This window comes from Salipaludibacillus daqingensis (assembly GCF_029891575.1).
Lineage (GTDB): Bacteria > Bacillota > Bacilli > Bacillales > Salisediminibacteriaceae > Salipaludibacillus > Salipaludibacillus daqingensis.
The window spans coordinates 90,711-114,107 of sequence record NZ_JARZHF010000012.1 but is presented as its reverse complement, the minus strand read 5'-3'; the positions used below and the strand labels follow the sequence as shown (position 1 = coordinate 114,107).

Here is a 23,397-nt window from a genome sequence, read left to right as displayed (position 1 = left end):
TTTGGCTTAATCTCAATAACTTTTAAATTTTTTCGATTTGTTTTAATGCGTTGACACTTATCCACTCGCCATTGATCTTTAATCGTTTTAGCTGGTGGTCCATGTAATCGATAATTCCAATGATTTCTATGTTAGCACCATCTTGCCAATAAACAATTTTAACTTCTAGCGCGTAATGAAGGGAGTCCATTGCAACGATTCCAAGTTCGGTTAAATCATCTTCTGTGAGCGAAGGGGGAGCATCTTGCTCTGCTCGTTTTCTCCGTTGACGTAATGCTTGAATATGTTCAGGAAGCATCATTCGACTCCCTTCCCACATGAGGTTTCCACGCTTTAAATAATCGCTCATTTGTAGTGCCCTCCAATTTTAGCAGAACGTTCTTTCACTTGGCTTGCAGGTAACAATGACGCTGCACGCATAACGGCAGTTTTGCCGTATTTGTTTGTGATTTCATCGGTTGTGTAGCCTAAGTTTATTGACTGGGCGCGATCTTGTTGAAATAAATTCAGTTGAACCGTTTGGTCGCTCATTAAGCTACTTAAAGAGATGTGCAGTCGTCGAATTGGCTCTTCATCCCAAAATTTATCCAAGAGTTGACAAGCGTAATGAAACACTTCCATCGTCATATTTGTCGGATCTGACATTTTTTGCTGCCGGTGAAAGCCTGTTCGAATGTCATAACTAGCTCCGGAAATACCTAAAGTTACGGTTTCCCCCATGACACTAGCCATTCTCGCTCTTCGGCAAACTTCTTCACAAAGTTCCAACAACACGACTTTGATTTCTGCTTTTTCACTATAGTCACGGGGGAGGGTCATCCCGTTACCGATCCCCTTCTGTCCGTTTGTTGATGACAGAGAGATCGGAGAGTAATCGACGCCGTGGGCATTCATCCAAAGGACCTGACCGTGAATGCCCCAAACTCGCTTGATTTTGTTCACGTCCGTTTGTGCCAGTTCGCCAATCGTTCGTATCGCTCGTTTCCGCAAGTGCCGTGACATTTTCCCGCCTGCTCGAAACAGCTTTTCAATGGGCAAGGGCCAAAGTGTTTCTTCTAGCTCTTCTTTTTTTAAGTGGAAAATCCCATCCTTCTTTTTTTTTGCAAAGTTATCACATGCCATTTTAGCAAGTACTTTGTTTTCTCCTATGCCAACGCGGGCGACGACTTTTAACTTCGAGTAAATTTCGTGTTGAATGTGTTTGGCAATATCATAAGGATCACCAAAAAGCTTTTGCGAGTGCGTCACATCCATGAACTGCTCATCGATGCTATAAGGTTCTACGAGATCGGTCACACTTTCTAGAATGTCGGTAATGACAAGGGAATTATCAATGTATTCTTGCATATGAGGCGGGACCATGATGAGATTAGGGCACTTTTGCTCGGCCTCCCAAAGACGTTCACCATTTTGAATGCCATACTGTTTTGCAAGGGGGCAGGCAGCAAGGATGACACCGGAACGCCGTGTTGGATCCCCCGACACAACAAGTGGTCGATCGGTATCTTGATGATGTTTTGCCTTCTCCACGGATGCATAAAAAGACTGCATATCAACTAAGAAAATGACTTTTTTCATGATGTCTCACTCCTTCTTCTCTTAAGAATAACGAAAAAAGAAGCAAATAACAAGAACGTTTGTTCTATTTTTATAAAAAAAGAAAAACGGGCATTTGCCCGCTTTAAAAATTTTAGTGAACAGTGCGAAATACACCAATGACTCTTCCTAAAATATGCACATTTGTCAAAATAATAGGATCGAGTGTAGAGTTTTCTGGTTGCAGTCGAATATGGTCTTCTTCTTTAAAGAATCGCTTCACAGTCGCTTCATCGTCTTCTGTCATGGCGACGACGATATCTCCATTGTTTGCAGAACTTTGTTGTTTGACCACGACATAGTCTCCATCAAAGATCCCAGCTTCAATCATGGAGTCTCCAGAGATTTCTAGAATGAAAGAATTCTCATCTTGCACAAAACTAGCAGGTAGTGGTAAGTATTCTTCTACATTTTCGATCGCTGTGATCGGTTGACCAGCCGTTACTTTACCAATGACTGGGATGTGAAGATAAGGTGTTTCGGATACTTCGTTTGATCCGTTTTCTAATCCAATTACTTCGATAGCACGAGGTTTTGTTGGATCACGGCGAATATATCCCTTTTTTTCTAGTCTTGAAAGATGACCGTGAACCGTGGAGCTAGATGCAAGACCAACCGCTTCTCCGATTTCTCTTACTGAAGGTGGGTATCCTTTTGCTTTCACCTCCGCTTTAATAAAATCAAGAATGGATTGCTGACGAGAAGATATTTTTGTCATATGATACACCTCTTTTTCACATTATTTTTATACTCTTCAATGTTCTATTAGACGCTTGTCCAACATAGACATGATTTAGATTCTTATTTATTTACAGGAACATTATACCATGAGAACACGAGTTGCGCAAACGAACGTTCTATTTAACACTTGACACGAACACTCGTTCTAAGTATAGTAAAGGGAACAAACATTCTTATTTGAGGAGATGAAAGGAATATGAGTCATTTTCTACGTAAAAAGTTGGACGGGTCTATTCTAATTTTGCTATTATCTGTTGTATTATTTACATGGACACATTTTTCTGATCATGAGCAGGAACATGATTTTTATATGACATCACAATGGACGGTTTCACAAGGGGAATCGTTATGGACCATTGCAAGCGCGGCTTCCACTGAAATGGATTTGACGATTGAAGAAGCGATCGTATGGATCAAGCAAGAAAATGAATTGAACGACGAATCGATTTACCCTGGCCAAATGTTGAAAGTACCAGCGGAAATGAAGGGTGTTGCACAAGAGTGAAAGCGATCATTTATGTTAGAGTAAGCACAGAAAAAGAATCACAACAATCATCTATTTCTCGGCAAAAAGAAGAGTTGCTTGCCGCAGCAAAAAAATGGAAGATGACTGTTATCGACGTCATTGAAGAGCGAGCAAGTGGGTATGACGTTGACCGAGATGGTATCTTAACCGTGTTAGACCGGTTAAAAGAGGAAGATGCCAAGATATTACTCATCCAAGATGAAACACGACTAGGGAGAGGGAATGCGAAAATTGCCCTCATTCATCAGTTGAATAAATTAGACGTTTCGATTTATTCGCTGAAAGATGATGGAGAATTAGTTCTTTCAGAAACGGACACGATGATTTTAGATATTGTAGCAATTGTAGAAGAACACCAACGAAAACTACACAATGTAAAAATTAAACGAGGTATGAAAAGAGCAGTGGAAGCAGGATTTTCTCCATATGACAATTTATCAAATGTTGATCACTCCGGAGGAAGAAAGCGAAAAGATGTTCCCATTGATGAAATTGTCAAACTTCGAGAATCGGGAATGACCTTCCACGAAGTAGCGGCAATGTTAAGGGGGTTTGGTTATTCTTTATCCAAAGCAACTGCACATCGAAGGTATCAAGAGCACAAATTACAAGAAGAAATGGATGCAAAGAAATAAAATTAGTGGAGCTACGAAACGATGTTAACCTCTAGTATTATGGGAGACAAAATAATATGAAGCTTGAAATGACGCATTGGTTTTTACAAAAACCTTTGCGTTTTTTTGTTGTTAAATGAAAAACATAAGAGGTTAAATATGGTAAAATTGTAACAAATATTGATAGTTCAAATGAATTATGTTAATAAAAAGTAGACCGAAATGTAAGTATATCGTAAGCTTTTCAAAACTTTTCGGGACTTTCGAATAGGACTGCTTTATCAAATTGGACGAAAAATCGATGAGGCAATGAAACTAGTTTTTTATAAAAGATAATCATCCATAAACAAGTGAAAAATATTAATCAAAAATAATTGAAACGAAGTGCAATTGTAAAATATCTAACAGTTAGAGAAAAAGGGGGGAGAAAAATGAAGGCAGATAAAATAGATACAAGAAAAGTTGTAAAAGCGTTAAAAAAGCAAAAGATGCAGTTGCTGCTCGAATGGCTAAGTCAACGAGAACAGAAGCTTTTCCGTATAGGATACACCTATTTAAAAAGAGGAGAAGATGTGGAAGATGCATTGCAAAACACTGTTCTAAGGGTATTCGATAACATTAGCAAGTTAAAGGAGCCAGTTTATTTTGAGACTTGGCTTATCAGAATTTTTATAAACGAATGCAAACAAATGATCCGTATAAATCAAAAAACAGTTCCTCTTAGTGGTTATAAAGAAGCTGCTGAAGACTCTCATGGAATGAGGAGAGTAGAAATAGATGATCTGTTGAGTCCTATAGACGAGCCAGATCGGACGTATATAGTCATGAAATACATGGCTGGCTTTTCCTATCGTGAAATTTCAGAAGTGTTTGAAGAGAAAGAAAGCACTGTCAAAACAAGAGTGCACCGGAGTTTAAAGCAGGTACGTGCAAGAGAAGAAAGGAGGTCATCACATGAAATGTGAAACGTGTCAGTGGCAACTGATGGAAGTACTCGATGAGACTTTGGATGAAACGAATCGTAATCAAGTTTTAGCTCACGTTAAGACGTGTCCTCTTTGTCGAAAAGAATTGGAAGAGCTAAAAGAAGTTCATGGTATTCTCATACGAACGAACGATGAAGTAGAAGTGCCAACAGGGTGGCTCTCTCGGCTTGAAGAAAATGTGAATGAAAGAGCTGGTTTTAAAACGACTGGACGAGTGAAGCGTTGGTGGGCAGGTGTAGTAGCTGCACTATTTAGCTTTTTACTTGTAGCTACAGCTTTTGCGACAGATGGGTTCCGCGATTTTTCTACTTTTTGGCAGGACGTCACTGAAAGTGATCTGGAAGCTCGAGACCGAGTTATTGAAGCAGGTTACGGTGAGCGCTTAAATGAGTCTGTTGAACATAATGGCGTTCGCTTGACGATTACTGATGTGATTGCAGATGAGATTCAAACGGTTGTATATTATGAAGTGAAAGATTTGGAAGGAGACCGGCAATTGTCTCCGGTGTTTTCAGAGGGGATTCATATTAAAAATGAAGATGAGATCTGGCCATCACAAGAAGAATATGACAATTCGCTTGGCAGTCATGTGAATTTATATGAAGAAGAAGAAGGATTTAATCAAGGGAAGATTACTTTTGGACCAATTGAAACGGAAAAAGCTAGTATGGACCTTTTACTAACAAAGCTAGAGTTTCTACCGGAAGAAGGAACAACCAATGAAGAGAGCAGTATTGATCCATATTCTTATGAGTCAGAAGAAGTGGAAGGAGAGTGGTCGTTTGAAGTATCACTTACGAAGCATCCCCTTCGCACATATGATTTGGATGGAGAGATCTATGAAGTGAATGGGCATCGGTTTAAGTTTCAAGAGTTACTTATTGGTCCGACGACATCTCAACTCGTTTATGAATTTGAGTTGAATAATGAAGTAGAGCAAGAATTTGTTACGGACTTTGTTTCACTAGCGGGGATTAACGTGAACGGAACACTTTATGAAGAAGAAATGTTTGGACCAGGTGTATATAGTAGTGCAGATAATAGCAAGTTTTCTTCAGCAACAGTATCCTTTGAATCGATTTACTTCGAAACGTTTGATCAACTCGAAATTGATTTCGGGCAAGAAATGAGGTCATTTGATGAGATGAAAGAAGTGTCGTTTCATATTAATGAATTACCAACATCGTTCATTTATTTAGGTAATGAAGTCACGTTGATTAAAGCAGAAGAGCAAAATGGAGAATTAATCTTACAGGTGGAAGAGGACATTGATCAAGATCGAGTTTATGACCAGTTGAATGCGAATGTCAAAGTGGAAGGTTATCAAACACGAGGAAGTTCAGTTATGCCGAAAGTCATTGATGAGGGCGGGACAATTTATGGTCCGGAAGCGGCGTTTGCTATCAATGAGTTTGACAAGCCTCGAGTGATGTCGCACGAACATTATTTCCGTCTTGAACGAGAAGAAGAGGATGCGAACGCTCTGGATCAGCTTAGCGGAACGCTTATGATTCAAGGTCACTCATCTCTAGAAGAGCTTAACGAATCGATCAAAGTGGATTTGTTAAAAGATTAACTAAACTTTTCATTTATAAAAACACGAGAGAGATAGCCTCTTTCGTGTTTTATAGATTGAAATGTGAAGTTTTTAGTTAGAATAACTTTGGAAGTTCAATTTGTACTTTTATGAAAGAAAGAACAGATGAGTTCTGCCACAGCAAATATAATATGTGAGAAAAACAATATTACTTGAAATCATTCCTATTGTTTAATAAGATGAAACGAGTATTTTACAATAATGGAGGAATTCAAGTGATAAGCAACGATAAACTTCAGCGAATTAATGAATTGGCTAAAAAAGCGAAAGCAGAAGGTCTTTCCTTAAAAGAACAGAAAGAGCAAAAAAAGCTTCGAGAAGAATATTTACAAAACGTTCGACAATCTTTTAAAAATCAATTAACGTCTGTAAAAGTGGTGGATGAAGAAGGTAATGACGTAACACCAGAAAAATTAAAACATGAAAAAGAACAAAATAAAAATAAAGGTCCGTTGCATTAAATGAGCATTGACTAGAAATATTATAGGAGAAGGCTTGCCCGTGTTTATTCTAGTATAAACCGGATCAGTAACCGACTAGTTCTAACAATACACACGTTGTTATCATTTAATGTAAAAGCTAGTGAAATGCTTGTGGCGTAGCGGAATTTACGATGATCCTTTATCCATAATAACTTATTTGGAGGTATCTAAACCTTACGAATAATAGACTTTTTCGTTCGGAAAGAAATAACAAAAGCTATGTAAACGCTTTTGTTATTTCTTTTGTATAAAAAATAAATGATCAATTATTTTCCCGTTTTCAAGAAATGTTTTATCATGAAATATCTTAAATTCTCATCGAATAACGGTTGTCTAACGTCTCGAGAAAGTATATGATTAGTGTAGATTTGAGCAAATTAAAAGAAAAGAGGCTGATATTTTATGTCAACAAATATTGACAATATGTCCATTAATACGATTCGTACATTGTCGATTGATAGCATTGAGAAGGCAAACTCTGGTCACCCAGGAATGCCGATGGGGGCTGCACCAATGGCTTACACGTTATGGTCTAAGTATATGGATCATAATCCATCAAACCCAGATTGGTTTAACCGTGATCGCTTCATTTTATCTGCAGGCCATGGCTCAATGTTACTATATAGCTTGCTTCACTTACATGAATATGATGTCACGATGGAAGACCTTAAAGGATTTAGACAGTGGGGAAGTAGAACACCTGGACATCCTGAATTTGGTCATACTCCTGGTGTCGAAGCAACAACTGGACCGCTCGGTCAAGGAATTGCTATGTCAGTAGGATTTGCAATGGCAGAAAGGCACTTAGCTTCCACTTATAATCGAGACAACTTCAATGTTGTTGATCATTATACATATAGCATTTGTGGAGATGGAGATTTAATGGAAGGCGTATCTTCGGAAGCTTCCTCATTAGCAGGACATCTTAAACTTGGCAAATTAATTGTATTTTATGATTCCAATGACATTTCACTAGACGGAGAGCTTCACCAATCATTTTCTGAAAGTGTAGAGGATCGCTATAAAGCATACGGATGGCAAGTGATTCGTGTAGAAGATGGAAATGATCTAGCTGCTATTTCGAAAGCGATTGAATCAGCAAAAGCGGATGATCGCCCGACATTGATCGAAGTGAAAACCGTTATTGGATATGGTTCTCCAAACAAGAGCGGTAAGTCTGCTTCACACGGCGCACCACTTGGTGAAGACGAAGTGAAAATGACAAAAGAAGCGTACAAGTGGACATTTGAGCAAGATTTCCACGTACCTAATGAAGTTCGTGATCATTACAAAGCTCTTGCTGAGGAAGGCGCTAAAAAAGAAGCAGCGTGGAATGACACGTTTGCTGCTTACAAAAAAGCACACCCTGAACTTGCAGCTCAGTTAGAAACAGCGATGAATGGAGAACTTCCTGAAGGATGGGATAAAGATGTTCCTGTTTATGAAGTAGGAGATAATGCTGCTACTCGTGCATCAGGTGGAGACGTATTAAATGCGCTTGCGAAGAACGTTCCAAGTATGTTTGGTGGTTCTGCGGACTTAGCCTCTTCCAATAAAACAATGCTAAAAGGAGAATCAGATTTCTCTCGTGATAACTACGCTGGAAGAAATATCTGGTTTGGTGTTCGTGAATTTGCGATGGCAGCAGCAGTGAATGGTATGACGTTACACGGCGGATTGAAGCCATATGCAGCAACATTCTTCGTGTTCTCTGATTACTTACGTCCTGCGCTTCGTCTATCTGCACTCATGAAAATACCAGCAACGTACGTGTTTACTCATGATAGTATTGCTGTAGGGGAAGATGGGCCAACCCATGAACCTGTAGAGCAGTTAGCAGCTTTAAGAGCTATTCCAGGCCTGTCCATCGTTCGTCCAGCAGATGGAAATGAAGCGGCGGCAGCGTGGAAAGTGGCACTTGAAAGCACAGACCAACCTCATGCGCTCGTACTAACTCGTCAAGGGTTGCCAACACTTCCTGCTACGAAAGAGAATGCATATGAAGGTGTGAAAAAAGGTGCCTACGTAGTATCAGAAGCGAATGGCGACCTAGATGGTATTCTTCTTGCTACAGGATCTGAAGTATCCTTAGCTGTAGAAGGGCAACATGCGTTAGAAAAAGAAGGTATTCACGTATCTGTTGTAAGTATGCCAAGTTGGGATCGTTTCGAAAAACAATCTGCAGAGTATAAAGAATCTGTGATTCCATCACAAGTGAAGCATCGTTTAGGTATTGAAATGGGTGCGACATTAGGCTGGGACCGTTACACTGGTAGCGAAGGTTCTGTTTTAGGTATCGATATGTTCGGTGCTTCCGCTCCTGGAGATGTGATTTTGAAAGAATACGGATTTACACCTGAGAACGTTGTAAATCGTTTCAAACAACTTTTAGAAAAATAAAAAGGTAGCACCTGGTTTGTTTTATGAACCAGGTGCTTTTTGTTGTCTTTAGAGAATAAGATGTTCGAAATCGACGGGCATCTACCAAAAGAAGCTATCGATAGACAAAATTAGTCAATCTCTCCTTACACATTGTGACAAACGAATGAGGCCTTGTCTTTTATACTTAAGTAATAAAGAAAGTCCAACGTTCGCATGCGTTCTATAGTATAGAATGAAAAGGGGATGATGAATTTGTTGAGAAAGTATGAGATTGTATTGATCGATGAAGAAGTCGCTTATATGTATAGTGGAATGGAAAAGAAATTGTATCAGCTTTTTCAGGAAAATGTTTATTCAAAAGGGTTTCTCAAAACACTAACTACTCATCAAATTCGATATATTACAAAAGACTATAAAAGAAAAGAACTAAATGAATATATTTATCATTCCTTTTTTCATAAAAAGGATTATTCTTATTCGGATAATACTCATACGTTGAATGAGATGAAAAACAAAAATTATGCACAACTGACACTATATCCTGGAAAGATGATTTTAACTGCTAGAGGAAGTATTGATGCGGAGACAAGTTTTTTTGAAGTGTTGCGAAACTACCAGCCGTTTTTTCTAGCACTTAATCACGATACAAATAAATTTGGATGGTTACGTCCAATTCAAGTGATGAACATTATGGATGAAAGGTAGAGAATAAGAGAAAAAACTTCCAAGGCTCTTTTAAAGTGGGTTTGAATCATGTATAATGAATAGGGTTCACAAGAAAATAACTTACTATCCGACAACGTAGTAGATAGAAGAAGGAGGGTCAACGCCGATGTGGGTATATATTTTAATCGGTGTCATCGCTCTGTTAGCAGGAATCGCGATTGGATTCTTTATTGCTAGACAGTACATGATGAATTACATGAAGAAAAATCCACCAATTAATGAGAAGATGCTTCGAGTGATGATGATGCAAATGGGTCAGAATCCATCGCAAAAGAAGATTAACCAAATGATGAAAGCGATGAATAACCAAAAATAAGAACGAACACTCCGACAAGGGGTGTTTTTTCATACCAAGGTTAAGCAGTATCATTCGTTATAAAACGGGCCGTTTTCTTTTCGAGGTCTGGTATTCTATAATATTTCTAGAGGGTTGAAGATTTTAAAAATCTAAATGAAATAGGTGAATACATATATGCAAGAATATACTTTTCCATCTATATCTTATGAGCAAGTAAACGACAATAATCACTACGTCATAGATGTGAGATCGCCATCGGAGTTTGCAGAATTTCATTTGCCAGGAAGTATAAATATACCGTTGTTTTCCGACGTTGAGCGAAAGCTAGTGGGAACGATTTACAAGCAAAAAAGTATAGAAAAGGCGAAAAAAGTAGGGGTCGATGTATACGCACGTAAACTACCGGAATTTTATGAGCAGTGGATGCAATTGCAGCAAGATCATCCTGGAATGATCCCAGTTGTGACGTGTGCAAGAGGTGGCATGAGAAGTGGGTCCTTTGTTTCGATGATGCTTGCGATGAAACTTCCAGTGCTACGATTAGATGGCGGGATTCGTTCCGTACGGCAAAATGTGCAGAAAAAACTTGACGAATTTGCTGGTATGGACTGGAAAACGATCGTATTAGGTGGGCATACAGGTACGGGGAAAACGAAGTGGCTGTTGCAATTAAAAGAGCGTGGTTACCCCGTTATTGATCTCGAAGGGTTGGCAAGTCACCGTGGTTCTGTGTTTGGACATATTGGATTACCTCAGACGAGTCAAAAGCAATTTGAATTTGATTTAGTTCGTGAACTTGAAAAATACGCTGAGCAAAAAACAATGATTATTGAAGCGGAAAGTCAACGAATTGGGCGAATTGTTCTTCCACCGTTTATCTTGGAACAGAAAGAACAAGGAAGTGTTGTACATATTGAAGATAAATTAGAACGAAGAGTCAATCATATTATGGAAGATTATCGTCCCTTCCAGTTTTCGGATGAGATCGCTGAAGGGGTCGATAAAATAAAAAAACGGTTACCAACTGATGTGAAGCAACGTGTGGAAGAAACACTTGAAAATCAGCAGTATGAAGAATTATTTGGACTATTATTGCAACATTACTATGATCCAAGATATAACCATAAAAACCAAGATTATGACCAGAGTGAAGAGCAGAAAACGATTAGGCTAAATGACTTTGACGAAGATGAAATTACGTCTGTCATCCAAAAGAAAATGGATACGTTTATTGGACAAGATGTTTGATAGTATCGAATAGTTTCGGTGTTATCGTGCTTTGAAAACCTTTTCACTATTTTCAACATTCCTGTGGTAAAATAACGATGGTATTGTTTTACAGTTACTGAAAATATTGAAATTGAGGTGTGCCACACATGAAAGTTTTTATTGATTTAATGTGGTATTTCAAGCAGGAAAAGTGGCAATATGGTGGAGGAATATTAATTTTGATTGTTGTTTCGATTCTCTCCTTATTACCGCCGTATATTGTTGGTGTGATCGTCGACCATATTTCATTAAATACGTTAACGGAGCAAATCATATGGCAGTGGATGCTAATTATGTTTGCTTTAGCTGTTACTGTGTATATTTTAAGATACATATGGCGTATTTTAATCTTTGGCTCATCAATCCGCCTAGCTCGTTTGTTGCGAAATCAACTATACGATCATTTTTCGAGGATGTCGTCTTCGTTTTTTCAAAAACAACGAACGGGAGACTTAATGGCTCATTCTACAAATGATATTCGAGCAATTGAGCAAACGGCTGGAGCGGGTGTCCTGACTCTCGTTGATTCGTTAACGATGGGTGGATTTGTCATCTTAACGATGGCGGTGACGATCAGTTGGGAACTAACATTGATTGCGCTTATTCCGATGCCCTTTATGGCTCTTGCTACAAGCAAATATGGGTCGATGCTTCATCATCGCTTCTCCAAGGCTCAGGCAGCTTTTTCGTCGTTAAATGATAAAGTGCAAGAAAGTATGTCAGGTATTCGTGTGACGAAAACCTTTGGTTATGAAGAAGAAGATGCGGCGTCATTCCGAGAAGAATCGGATCATGTTGTGAAGAAAAACATTGAAGTGGCTAAAGTAGATGCGTTATTTGATCCGACTATTTCTCTAATTGTAGGGTTTTCATTCTTTTTGTCGATCGTGTTTGGGGCAAGGTACGTTGTTGCAGGCGACATTTCTATCGGACAGTTAACGAGTTTTACGGTTTATTTAGGTTTGCTCATTTGGCCAATGTTGGCATTTGGCTGGCTATTTAATATCGTAGAACGAGGTCGAGCATCTTACGACCGTGTGAGAAGATTACTAGCAGTGGAGCAAGATATCATCGATGAACCAGATGCGTTGACGAAACCTCCACAAGGAGATGTAACGTTTCAAATCGAAGCATTTTCCTATGATGAAGAAGAAGACTCGGCGCTTCAAGCGATTGACTTACATATTAAGCGCGGAGAAACGCTCGGAATTGCTGGACGAACCGGAAGTGGGAAAACGACACTCGTTCGCTCGTTAATGCGAGATTTTGATATTCAAGATGGGACGATTTTATTTGATGAGCGACCGATAGTTCGCTATACATTGGATGCTATTCGTACCGCCGTCGGATATGTACCACAAGACCATTTTTTGTTTTCGGCAACGCTTGCGGATAATATAAGTTTTGCTAAACCAAACGCTAGCTATGCAGAAATCATCGAAGCAGCGAGATTAGCGTCGATTCACGAAGATATTCTTCAGTTCGATGAAGGCTACGAAACGATGGTTGGTGAAAGAGGGGTCACCTTGTCTGGGGGACAAAAGCAGCGCATTTCTATTGCAAGAGCACTGTTGGCAGATCCAGAAATTCTCGTATTAGATGATTCACTATCCGCTGTTGATGCAAAAACAGAAGAACAAATTTTGAATCATTTAAGAGAAAATCGCCGAGGTAAAACGACAATTATTACGGCACATAGGTTAAGTGCGATTAAACATGCAGATCAAATTATCGTCATGGAACAAGGGACGGTAATGGAGCACGGTACACACGAACAACTCATGAGTAGAAGTGGTTGGTATCGAAGCATGTATGACCATCAACAGTTGGAGACGTTGGTTCATAAAGGGGGCGAATCTTCATGATTGATCGTCACAAACATTTACTGACCCCTTTGGCTCAAGGACCAGTGTTTAAAAGACTTTTCTCCTATGCAAAACCTCATTGGAAGTGGCTTACGATCGCGCTGCTTTTGCTGATTGGTGGGACAGGTGCTGAATTAATTGGTCCTATTTTAATTAAAATATTCATTGATGATTTTTTAACACCGCGTGTGTTTGATCTTCAACCCCTTCTGTTGTTAGGTGGAGGGTATATTCTTCTCCACATCTCAGCAGCAATAATGAACTATACGCAGCTTTTATTGTTTCAAAAAATTGCCCTTAAAATTATTCAAAAACTGAGAATCGATATTTTTGAGAAAGTCGAAAAACTAGGTTTATCGTTTTTTGACCAGTTTCCAACGGGTGGATTAGTCTCGCGGATCACCAATGATACCGAACAAGTAAAGGAACTTTACGTGAGCGTCATGGCTACTTTTATCCAAAATATCGTATTTCTCATCGGTGTATTTGTGGCAATGTTCTATTTGAACCCACAGTTAGCGTTGTTCTGTTTAATCCTATTACCGATGATTATCACCATTATGCAGTTGTACCGAAAATTCAGTTCGAAATATTATGCACAAATGAGTGAAAAACTAAGCGAGTTAAACGCTCGTTTAAACGAGTCGATTCAAGGGATGACAGTGATTCAATTATTCCGTCAAGAGCGGAGAATGAACCGAGAATTCCAGGAAATCAACGAAGGTCATCACGAAGCTTGGTATAAGAGCATGAAGCTAGACGGGTTATTATTACGACCAGCCGTTGATTTTATTTCTATTATGGCACTTGTTCTTGTTTTGACGTTTTTTGGCGTCACATCGTTAAATAACCCTGTGGAAATTGGTGTATTATATGCTTTTGTAAACTATTTGGATCGTTTTTTTGAACCTGTTAATCAAATCATGCAGAGGCTTTCGATTTTCCAACAAGCGATGATTTCAGCAGGAAGAGTGTTTCGTTTAATGGATCATGACGAATTATCTCCTGAGAAACAAGGAGACGACGAACCGCTAATCACTAGTGGAGAAATTGAATTCAAAAATGTCACATTCTCTTACGATGGCAAACAAGATGTATTGAAAAATATTAGTTTTAAAGTGAAGCAAGGAGAAACGTTAGCTCTTGTCGGGCACACAGGCAGTGGGAAAAGCTCGATTATCAATTTATTGATGAGATTTTATTCGATCAAACAAGGAGAGATTGTGATCGATGGAAATAATCTCGAAAGTTATGATAATGACGAACTTAGGAAAAATATCGGACTCGTCATGCAAGATCCGTTTTTGTTTGTTGGGGATGTGAAGCATAACATTCGCCTATTCGATAAAAACATTACGGATGAAGATGTGATCGAAGCAGCGGCTTTTGTCCACGCTGACTCGTTTATTTCCAAACTACCGAAAGGGTATAATCATCCTGTTGGAGAGCGCGGATCGACGTTTTCCAGTGGTCAAAGGCAACTTTTATCGTTTGCAAGAACGATGGCAAAAGAACCAAAGATTCTCGTTTTAGATGAGGCAACTGCTACTGTAGATACAGAAACAGAAACGGAAATCCAAGCAGCACTTGAGAAGATGAGAAAAGGCCGCACAACGATTGCGATTGCCCACCGACTTTCGACGATTAAAAACGCAGACCACATCCTCGTTTTACATCAAGGGGAAATCGTTGAACAAGGAAATCACCAAGAGCTGTTAAAACAAAAAGGGTTGTATGAGAAAATGTACTTACTCCAAAAAGGTGCAGAAAAACTCGGAATGGTGGAAGAAGAAGTGTAACTTTGTAGGAAAGGAAGAGTGCTATGGCAGATTTATTTGAAAAAGTTGTGATCGATTGCCCGATCGAGGTTGTGTTCGAGACAGTGGCAAATCCGAAAAATGCTGAAAAAATGTTCGTGAACGTGTCAGAAGTGGAAAGCTTGGATGATAAAGAAAAACAAGTTGGTGGAAAATACCGAGAATATCGCCAGTTATCAAACAGACGAGTAGGAACTGATATTGAAATCATTCAACGTGATCATAATAAAAAATATGGATTCAAAAGTTCCTCCAATGGACTATCAGTGGACTATGTTTATTCGTTTCAAGAGACGGATGAAAGGAAAACGAAAATTTCGTTTGAAGGAGCGGTCCACCCCGAGAAGTTACTGATGAGGTTGACGAAACCGTTAGTTGTTCGAATGCTAAAAAAGGAAGATCAGGACCATTTGAAATATATTAAGAATTATTTGGAGAAAAGCGAAGAATAAGGGATATGGATATTTGGACGGACGTAGAGACCAGAATTGTCTGACTCTCTTCGTTCGTTTTTTGGATTTGTGCGTGAGAATCCGGTTTTGTGCGTGAAAAAAATGGATTTATGCGTGAAAAGTGAAGTTTGTGCGTGAAAAATCTAACTTATGCGTGAGAACAGGTTTCTATGGATAAAATTCGGACCTCTATGGTGAAAAAACACTGTTCTATGGAGAAATTAAAATCATTATTACTAAATCAGCCTCACGATCCGGTCACTTATCTCCAAATTGCCGCATGAGAACCGTCCCCATTCCCCGCCTGTGACAATGAAGTGAACTTGGTTGACATAAATACTTACCGGGGGTATGGTATACATATAACTTTTAAACTTAATGGAATGATGAGGTGACCATCATGAGTGATGAAAAATTAACAATTCCTCTTACTCAAGAGAAAATACCAGTTAAGATGAGAACGGAAGAAGAAAAGAAACAGTTGATCTCACGATTGAAACGTGTCGAAGGACAAGTGAGAGGGATTCAAAAAATGATAGACGAGGAACGATATTGCGTCGATATTCTCGTTCAAGTATCTGCTATAAATGCGGCATTGAAAAAAGTCGGCTATCAATTATTAGAAGACCATACTCGCGGCTGCGTGACGAATGCCGTTCAATCAGGAGATGGGGAAGAAACGATTGATGAATTGATGAAAGTCATTCAGCAATTCTCGAAGTCGTAAGTAGAGGTGGAACAAGATGGGGATAAAAAAAATACAGTTACCTGTCCAAGGGATGACGTGTGCATCGTGCTCCTCTAGAATTGAAAAAGTACTGAACAAACAAGAGGGCGTCGAAGCGACAGTTAACTTAACGATGGAAAAAGCAACAGTACAATATGATGATGAAAAATATACAATGCAAGATGCAGTCGATAAAATTGAAAAACTAGGGTTTAAAGTAGAAGAAGAAAAACTCGATTTAGCGATAGAGGGAATGACTTGTGCAGCGTGTTCTGCAAGGATTGAAAAAGTCGTTTCCAAACTGGACGGTGTCCATCAAGCATCGGTAAATCTAACGATGGAACGAGGAAATATTACTTACACCCCCGGGGTGGTAGATGAAGAAACAATTATTAAACGAATTGAAAAGATAGGTTTTAAAGCAAAACCTCATCAAGCAGATGATGAAGAGAAAGCAAACAAAAAAGATGAAGCGGTTCGTAAGCAAAAGTTTTTATTTCTTTTTTCTCTCGCATTTTCCATTCCGTTATTCATTACGATGATCGATCATTTTTATCCTGAATCGATGCTGTTACCGCATTGGTTAATGAACGGTTACTTGCAGTGGGCATTGGCTACACCAGTTCAATTTTATGCTGGTTGGCAGTTTTATAGAGGGGCATATAAGTCGCTTCGCGGCGGTAGTGCGAACATGGATGTCCTCGTGGCAATGGGGACATCGGCGGCTTATTTCTATTCGGTTTATCTCGTATTAACAGGGGAAGTATATTTGTTTTTCGAAACAAGTGCTGTTATCATTACGCTTATTTTATTAGGTAAATTATTAGAAGCAAGAGCGAAAGGAAGTACGTCCGAAGCGATCAAAAAGCTTATCGGTCTTCAAGCCAAAAAAGCGATGGTTATCCGTCAAGGCGAAGAAATGTTGATTCCAATTTCAGATGTTCTCGTTGATGATCTTGTTCGAGTGAAACCAGGAGAAAAGATACCTGTGGATGGTATCGTTTCAAAAGGTAACTCCTCTGTAGATGAATCGATGTTAACTGGAGAAAGTCTCCCCGTCGACAAAAACGAAGGAGATGAAGTGATCGGTGCCACGATCAATAAACACGGATCGATCATTTTAAAAGCAACAAAAGTTGGGAAAGAAACGACGTTATCACAAATCATTAAAGTGGTGGAAGAAGCACAAGGATCAAAAGCGCCAATCCAGCGTATGGTCGATATTATTGCAGGTTATTTCGTACCAGGCGCCGTATTTATTGCGGTTGTATCATTTGTTGGCTGGTATTTCTTCGCTGGAGCATCTTTCCAAGATGCGCTTATCAACTTTACGGCTGTCCTAGTTATCGCTTGTCCATGTGCGCTAGGATTAGCAACACCAACGTCGATTATGGTTGGAACTGGTAAAGGTGCTGAGAATGGTATTTTATATAAAGGTGGGGAGCATCTTGAACGTGCTCACCATACCGATACCGTGGTTCTTGATAAAACAGGAACAATCACGAAAGGTACGCCTGAAGTAACAAATATCGTTGCTCTCGGATCCCTTTCAAAGGAACAACTTTTACAAATCGCTGCATCAATCGAAAATTATTCAGAGCACCCACTCGGCATGGCGATTGTTAACAAAGCAAAAGAAGACAAATTATCATTATTTGAAATAAATAATTTTGAAGCAATACCTGGTCACGGGTTACAAGGCAACTATGAAAAGTCTACGGTGCTCATCGGAACTCGGAAATTAATGGCGAAACATCATATTTCGATAGATGAGTATGAACGAGACATGGCAAAACTAGAAAGTGACGGCAAAACCGTTATGTTAGTGGCACAAAACGATCAACTTATCGGTTCGATCGCTGTTGCAGACCAAGTAAAAGAGACGTCTCAAGCAGCAGTTGCTGAATTAAAAAAAATGGGTTATCGAGTCATGATGATCACAGGTGATAACGAGCGAACAGCCAAAGCTATTGCTCAGTCAGTTGGTATCGACGATGTTTTATCTGAAGTATTACCTGAACAAAAAGCAGATCAAGTGAAAAAATTGCAAGATGAAGGTCGTCATGTGATTATGGTCGGTGATGGGATTAATGATGCACCAGCATTAGCGACCGCTGACATCGGCATGGCGATTGGAACTGGAACAGATGTTGCCATGGAAGCGGCAGACATCACGTTAATGCGAGGAGACTTGCGCTCGATCCCACAAGCGATTCGCTTAAGTCATTTGACGATGCGAAACATAAAACAGAACCTGTTCTGGGCGTTCATTTATAACTCTATTGGTCTGCCAATTGCTGCACTAGGATTTTTAGCGCCATGGATTGCTGGAGCGGCGATGGCCTTTAGCTCTGTATCTGTTGTTTCTAATGCTTTACGCTTAAAAAGGGTAAAGTTAGAAAATAAATATTAAAGATTAAAAGGAGAGATTTTAAAATGAAAAAAGAAACAATTCAAGTAGATGGTATGACATGTAATCACTGCAAATCAGCAGTTGAAGGTGCGTTAAATAACGTCAAAGGCGTAAAGAAAGCGGAAGTGAACTTAGACGCGAAAAACGTAGCAGTAGAATTTAATGACAGCGAAGTATCTGTTGCAACATTGAAAGAAGAAATTGAAGAACAAGGGTATGACGTACAGTAATAAAACAATTGGAAGTAGTACCTTATCATAGGTTCTGCTTCTTTTTTTATGTTATGATAATACCTATATGTGTATTTTAAAAAGTAGGTGGAAAGATGATTCAAAAAAGAGTGTTGTTTATTCTAATGGTTATTTCTATAGGTGGCTTTTTATGGTTAGCTCAAGAACAGCAAAACTTCGAACGAGGGACGATGGGTTCCATCGCACATGCACAGCCTGGACATCAAGCTCCGGATTTTAATGCAGAAACATTTACAAACGATCGATTTCAGTTAAACGGAGCCGGTAAAAATGGAACAGTACTTTACTTCTGGACTTCATGGTGTCCATATTGTCAAGCATCAAGCGAAGCGATGGAAGAAGCGTACCAGACTTATGGAGAAGACATAAACATTATCGGCGTGAATGCAGGGCAGCATGACCGTTTGTCAGAAGCAGAACAGTTTATTGAAAGAAATGAACTTCATTTTACAAATGTGTTGGACGAAGACGGTGCTATTTCAAGCGCTTATTATGTTCCGCCAGTACCTACGACAGTGTTTATAGATGAACAAGGGATCATGACGTACCGAAAAACAGGAGCCATCTCTTCTTCAGAGTTAACAACCGAAATTCAAGCGCTATTGAAGGGGGATTCGTAACGTGTTACATCCTTTAACAACGTGGTCTCTTGGACCATTAACAGTATCCGTGCAACTTCTTTTTCTAATGTTATCAGGTCTAGTCGGTTTAACGATTGTTTCCATCTACTTCAAAAGGCTGGCTGTGGAAGAAAGAGAAGCAATTGTCGATAAAATTACTTTAGCTTTTATTAGTTGGATACTTGTGTTTAAGTTATGGCCGTTTGTTCTAGAGCCAGGAATGGTGACAGATATGAGAAATGTCATCTACTTTTCTGGAGGACCTTGGGCAGTCGAAGCAGCAACGGCATTATCTTTCGGGATCCTTTTGTATTTTTACATACGAAATAAATGGCCATTCAAGATGTGGGAAGGTATGCTCGTTGGTGTTTTTGCAGCATTAATCTTTCATTCTTTGTTTGTTCGTGAAGTAGGTGCTTTATCGCCATGGATGATTGGCTTCGATGTCGGTGGAGAAACCGTTCACCCGATCAACTTTTATTACGTATGGTTATATAGCATAGCGTTAGCAGGTGCAGCTATCTTTTTTAATAAAAATACAATTTATGGTCGAAGTATTTACCTCGTTATATCACTAGGTGTGATTTATTTTCTCATCGCTCCTTTTCAAGCATAAAAGGAATGAATATGTTGAATATGTTATAATACTTACGATGATTGACTTGTAGGAGTGATGACGTTGTATGCTATCATATTTATGATATTAGCTGTGTTTATGGCAATGTTTGCACTATTCGTGCGAATGAAAGCGATGAAACGACCGGCAAATGTAAAAAAAATCCTTATACCACCGTTGGCTATGTCCACCGGATTTCTTATGTTTCTCTATCCGCCTGTACGTGAAATTACGTCGCTAGAAGTGATCGAAGCGTTTGCAGTTGGACTATTATTTTCGATTATTCTTATTAAAACATCCTCGTTTGAAATTCGCGGGAAAGATATTTATATGAAACGTTCGAAAGCTTTCCCATTCATATTAATTGGGTTGCTTGTAATCCGATTGGTGTTTAAGTTAGCGTTAGGTATTTATTTCGAATATGAAGTGCTGGCTGGAATGTTTTTTATCCTAGCATTTGGGATGATTTTACCATGGAGAATTGCGATGTATGTGAAGTTCAAAGAGGTAGAAAGACAGCTGAATTTATTTAAATCAGAAACAGAACGAGATTGGAAAGTAGAACCAGAAAACCCAACACCTTAGATGGAATATTCATCGCTAAGTGTTGGGTTTTTCTCTGGTTTTAAGGTATCGATTTTGCTAAGAAGATTGACGGAAGTATGGCTCATAAGGTTTCACATCAATATCTTTTTCTTTTAATTTCTTTCTTAAAAACTTGTGATCTCGCTTTGGTGTTGCCAAAATATACCCTCTAATAATAAGGGCCTCATGCATTTCAGATGCATTTTCTTCCATGGCTAATTCTCCGATTTTACCAGCGATTTTCATTTTTGCAATGTCACGGAAGAGTTCGGGCACAGGATCAACCAATTCATTTAAAAATTTTTTTTGTTCATCTGTCCATAAATGAAGCGTCTCATTTATATAATAGTCCTGCCAATCCAAGATCGATTTGCCATCTTCTTTTGGCATTTTTTTGAGAAACTTTCGGAACATGAAATAACCGCCAATAGAGACGAGTATAAAGATCATTAAAGACCATAATGCGATAAACCACATAAATAAATCACCAGGCACAGATTTACACCTCTTTCTTGTCCATCTATCATTTTACGATACTTCAGCGGTTCTGAAAAGAATGAAAGGACAATCCATACAAATTAACTAAGGTAAATACAAGTCTTGATGCGGAAAATCCACGAGACTCCCTTCGGAAAAACGGAATAACGCTGAAATACTAAAACAACTAAACCTTCATCGAGTTTTTGATTATATAATGGATACATCGTGTACATAAAGAAAGGTGATGAAGATGAAACATCGGTTTTTAGTTGGACTTGCATCATTATCTGTATTTATCATAGCACTTTCTATTTATCGAATGCAAAAGGATGATATACCTATGGTGAGTACATGGATTTGGAATACAGAAAAGATTCAGTCCTCAGAAAACAGAGAAGAAATGAAAGAATACTTAATCATTAATGACATTAAAATTGTCTATTTACAAGCGAATGAGACAGTCGGTTATGAATCTTATCAGTCATTTATCGAGGGATTAGCGGAGTATGGTATAGAAGTACATGCCTTAGATGGGGCACCAATATGGGGAGAAGAGGAACATCAAACTTTTCTAGATTGGTTCAATGACTATCAAAAACAAGCAGGCGAAACAGAAAAATTTACAGGGATCCATTTAGATTTGGAACCGTACATTCGAGAAGATTGGGATGAGAGAAGAGATGAGATCGTTTTAGATTATCAAACAAGCATACATGTCATGGCACAAGAAGCCTCAAATTTAGGTATTTCCTTTGGTATCGATATTCCTTTTTGGTTTGATGAAATCGATTTTGATAATTCATTTGGGAGTGGAACATTAGCTAAATGGCTGATGCAAGAAGTAGATGATATCACCATTATGGCTTATCGCAATCAAGCAGAGGGTGAAAATGGCATTATCAAACTAGTAGAACAAGAAATTCAGTGGGGGACTGATTTTGATAAAAATATTGTTATCGCTGTGGAAACGATAGAGTTACCGGAATCGCACACTAGCTTTTATGGTAAAAATAAGAGTGAAATGAATGAGCAATTAGTACTCGTGAATCAAAAATACAAAGATGACCCTTCTTTCAAAGGATTCGCCGTTCATCATCTTGAAAGTTGGATGGCGATGGGAGAGGAACAATAATTTTTAGATATCGTAAAATTGTTTCATTTTTCGTCATGTTAGGTAGCAGGTTAAAGAAGGAATATAGCTTTTTATGTCGAAAGTCAATTATAGCAACGAATTTAGAATGTCCAATAAATTGGTTTTTTTAGAAGGTAGAAATGAGGTGTTCGTTAAATGACATCAAAGTCATTTGAAAATAAATTAGATATGATCGATGTATTAGAAAATATGTCTGAAGCATGTTATTTTTTAAATTCTAATTGGGAGTTTGAATTTATTAATCGGGCAGCAGAACCTTATTTAAAGGTGGAAGAACTATTTTTTAACAAGTCAAAAGAAGAACTTATTGGAAAGAGCGTATGGGATGTATCAGCTATTTACACGGATACGGAAGTATATAATCTTTATCATAAGGTGTTTGAAGAACAAAAACCTCACGTATTTGAAATGATATCTAAGTACTCTAAACGTTGGTTTGAAATGAAGTTGTTTCCTAATAAAAGTGGACTTTTCATCATTTTTAGCGATATTACAGATAGAAAAGAAAGCGAAAAGATAAAGGCGCATTATGAAAAATTGAATGTCATTGGAGAAATGGCAGCGGGGGTTGCTCATGAAATTAGAAATCCACTGACGAGTGTGAAAGGTTTTCTGCAATTAATGGCTGAAAATCAAGAACTTATAAAGCAGAGCAGCGTTGTTCATTTGATGATTGATGAGGTAAACCGTGTGAATGATATCATTACAGAATTCCTTGATATTGCAAAGGTGAAACCGGAGAAAGTGGAAATTTGTTGTTTGAATGAATTAATAACGACAATTTTTCCACTACTTGAAACGAGAGCTTCAAAAGAAGGGAAATTAGTAGATTTAGACTTGAGTAAAATTTCTGAATTGCAAATTGATAAAAGCGAAATTAGACAACTACTATTAAATTTGGTGAATAATTCTTTAGATGCTATGCATGTTGGGAAAAAAGTTATAATTAAGACATATGAGGAGAAAGGTGAAACAGTATTAACTATTATAGATGAGGGTACTGGAATCCCTGCAGAAATTATCGGTAATATTGAAACCCCTTTTGTGACATCTAAAGATGAGGGCACAGGTTTAGGAATTCCGATTTGTTTTTCTATTGCGAAGAGAAATAATGCAAAAATAGATTATACATCAAGTCCAAAAGGCACAACATTCAATATTCGTTTTACTAATCTACCATCGTAATATTGAGTTTATAATT

General features: G+C 38.5%; 24 protein-coding genes. 20 read left to right on the top strand and 4 right to left on the bottom strand.

Annotated features, from left to right (window positions below):
- Positions 1-22 precede the first annotated feature (22 nt).
- The 3 genes from QDN89_RS20095 to lexA all read right to left on the bottom strand — a co-directional run bounded on the left by QDN89_RS20095 (position 23) and on the right by lexA (position 2,314).
- Entirely contained in the window at positions 23-349 is a 327-nt protein-coding gene (locus QDN89_RS20095; protein ID WP_280771962.1) for a YolD-like family protein, read from the bottom strand.
- On the bottom strand, positions 346-1,581 hold the full coding sequence (locus tag QDN89_RS20090; protein ID WP_280772004.1) for a DNA polymerase IV: 1,236 nt from the start codon (positions 1,579-1,581) through the stop codon (positions 346-348). Before QDN89_RS20090 ends, QDN89_RS20095 begins: the two co-directional genes overlap by 4 nt.
- 109 nt (positions 1,582-1,690) lie before the next feature.
- Positions 1,691-2,314 (bottom strand): transcriptional repressor LexA, encoded by a 624-nt coding sequence (lexA, locus tag QDN89_RS20085; RefSeq protein ID WP_280771961.1) that lies wholly within the window; start codon positions 2,312-2,314, stop codon positions 1,691-1,693.
- A 219-nt stretch (positions 2,315-2,533) separates the two neighbouring features.
- Between lexA and yneA the strand changes: the two genes are divergently transcribed.
- The 18 genes from yneA (at position 2,534) to QDN89_RS19995 (ending at position 20,563) form a co-directional block, all read left to right on the top strand.
- Complete coding sequence (gene yneA / locus QDN89_RS20080; protein WP_280771960.1) at positions 2,534-2,842, top strand: cell division suppressor protein YneA; 309 nt, start codon at positions 2,534-2,536, stop codon at positions 2,840-2,842.
- A complete protein-coding gene (locus tag QDN89_RS20075; RefSeq protein ID WP_280771959.1) occupies positions 2,839-3,498 on the top strand; it encodes a YneB family resolvase-like protein in 660 nt (219 codons plus the stop codon). The genes yneA and QDN89_RS20075 overlap by 4 nt, the downstream gene beginning before the upstream one ends.
- Before the next feature lie 410 nt (positions 3,499-3,908).
- Entirely contained in the window at positions 3,909-4,442 is a 534-nt protein-coding gene (locus QDN89_RS20070) for a sigma-70 family RNA polymerase sigma factor (protein WP_280771958.1), read from the top strand.
- Positions 4,432-6,039, top strand: a complete 1,608-nt coding sequence (locus QDN89_RS20065) for a DUF4179 domain-containing protein (RefSeq protein WP_280771957.1) — start codon at positions 4,432-4,434, stop codon at positions 6,037-6,039. Before QDN89_RS20070 ends, QDN89_RS20065 begins: the two co-directional genes overlap by 11 nt.
- Positions 6,040-6,275: 236 nt before the next feature.
- The gene (locus tag QDN89_RS20060) at positions 6,276-6,521 is read left to right on the top strand and encodes a DUF896 domain-containing protein (RefSeq protein WP_280771956.1); all 246 of its coding nucleotides are present in this window, start codon (positions 6,276-6,278) and stop codon (positions 6,519-6,521) included.
- Between the two features lie 423 nt (positions 6,522-6,944).
- The gene (gene tkt, locus QDN89_RS20055; protein WP_280771955.1) at positions 6,945-8,942 is read left to right on the top strand and encodes a transketolase; all 1,998 of its coding nucleotides are present in this window, start codon (positions 6,945-6,947) and stop codon (positions 8,940-8,942) included.
- A 234-nt stretch (positions 8,943-9,176) separates the two neighbouring features.
- A complete protein-coding gene (gene sirA, locus QDN89_RS20050) occupies positions 9,177-9,629 on the top strand; it encodes a sporulation inhibitor of replication protein SirA (RefSeq protein ID WP_280771954.1) in 453 nt (150 codons plus the stop codon).
- 127 nt (positions 9,630-9,756) lie between these two features.
- Positions 9,757-9,966: a YneF family protein gene (locus QDN89_RS20045; protein WP_280771953.1), complete on the top strand. Its 210-nt coding sequence runs from the start codon at positions 9,757-9,759 to the stop codon at positions 9,964-9,966.
- Positions 9,967-10,122: 156 nt separating this feature from the next.
- Positions 10,123-11,196, top strand: a complete 1,074-nt coding sequence (gene mnmH, locus QDN89_RS20040; protein WP_280771952.1) for a tRNA 2-selenouridine(34) synthase MnmH — start codon at positions 10,123-10,125, stop codon at positions 11,194-11,196.
- 128 nt (positions 11,197-11,324) lie between these two features.
- Positions 11,325-13,082 (top strand): ABC transporter transmembrane domain-containing protein, encoded by a 1,758-nt coding sequence (locus QDN89_RS20035; RefSeq protein WP_280771951.1) that lies wholly within the window; start codon positions 11,325-11,327, stop codon positions 13,080-13,082.
- On the top strand, positions 13,079-14,881 hold the full coding sequence (locus tag QDN89_RS20030; RefSeq protein WP_280771950.1) for an ABC transporter ATP-binding protein: 1,803 nt from the start codon (positions 13,079-13,081) through the stop codon (positions 14,879-14,881). The genes QDN89_RS20035 and QDN89_RS20030 overlap by 4 nt, the downstream gene beginning before the upstream one ends.
- Before the next feature lie 23 nt (positions 14,882-14,904).
- Positions 14,905-15,351 (top strand): SRPBCC family protein, encoded by a 447-nt coding sequence (locus QDN89_RS20025; RefSeq protein ID WP_280771949.1) that lies wholly within the window; start codon positions 14,905-14,907, stop codon positions 15,349-15,351.
- A 400-nt stretch (positions 15,352-15,751) separates the two neighbouring features.
- Positions 15,752-16,078, top strand: coding sequence for a metal-sensing transcriptional repressor (locus QDN89_RS20020; RefSeq protein WP_280771948.1), 327 nt, complete (start codon positions 15,752-15,754; stop codon positions 16,076-16,078).
- A 16-nt stretch (positions 16,079-16,094) separates the two neighbouring features.
- Positions 16,095-18,491, top strand: a complete 2,397-nt coding sequence (locus QDN89_RS20015) for a heavy metal translocating P-type ATPase (RefSeq protein ID WP_280771947.1) — start codon at positions 16,095-16,097, stop codon at positions 18,489-18,491.
- A gap of 23 nt (positions 18,492-18,514) precedes the next feature.
- Entirely contained in the window at positions 18,515-18,721 is a 207-nt protein-coding gene (copZ, locus tag QDN89_RS20010; RefSeq protein WP_280771946.1) for a copper chaperone CopZ, read from the top strand.
- Positions 18,722-18,816: 95 nt separating this feature from the next.
- Positions 18,817-19,362, top strand: a complete 546-nt coding sequence (locus tag QDN89_RS20005) for a TlpA family protein disulfide reductase (protein ID WP_280771945.1) — start codon at positions 18,817-18,819, stop codon at positions 19,360-19,362.
- Between the two features lies 1 nt (position 19,363).
- Positions 19,364-19,978 (top strand): hypothetical protein, encoded by a 615-nt coding sequence (locus QDN89_RS20000; RefSeq protein ID WP_280771944.1) that lies wholly within the window; start codon positions 19,364-19,366, stop codon positions 19,976-19,978.
- Positions 19,979-20,035: 57 nt separating this feature from the next.
- Positions 20,036-20,563 carry a CcdC family protein gene (locus QDN89_RS19995; RefSeq protein ID WP_280771943.1) on the top strand — a complete coding sequence of 176 codons (528 nt, stop codon included), beginning with the start codon at positions 20,036-20,038 and terminating at the stop codon, positions 20,561-20,563.
- A 57-nt stretch (positions 20,564-20,620) separates the two neighbouring features.
- Here QDN89_RS19995 and QDN89_RS19990 read toward each other — a convergent pair whose 3' ends face one another.
- Positions 20,621-21,040: a DUF2621 domain-containing protein gene (locus QDN89_RS19990; RefSeq protein WP_280772003.1), complete on the bottom strand. Its 420-nt coding sequence runs from the start codon at positions 21,038-21,040 to the stop codon at positions 20,621-20,623.
- Between the two features lie 253 nt (positions 21,041-21,293).
- On the opposite strand from QDN89_RS19990, the gene QDN89_RS19985 reads away from it, so the two are divergent.
- The gene (locus QDN89_RS19985) at positions 21,294-22,175 is read left to right on the top strand and encodes a hypothetical protein (protein ID WP_280771942.1); all 882 of its coding nucleotides are present in this window, start codon (positions 21,294-21,296) and stop codon (positions 22,173-22,175) included.
- A gap of 156 nt (positions 22,176-22,331) precedes the next feature.
- Complete coding sequence (locus QDN89_RS19980; protein ID WP_280771941.1) at positions 22,332-23,381, top strand: two-component system sensor histidine kinase NtrB; 1,050 nt, start codon at positions 22,332-22,334, stop codon at positions 23,379-23,381.
- Positions 23,382-23,397 lie beyond the last annotated feature (16 nt).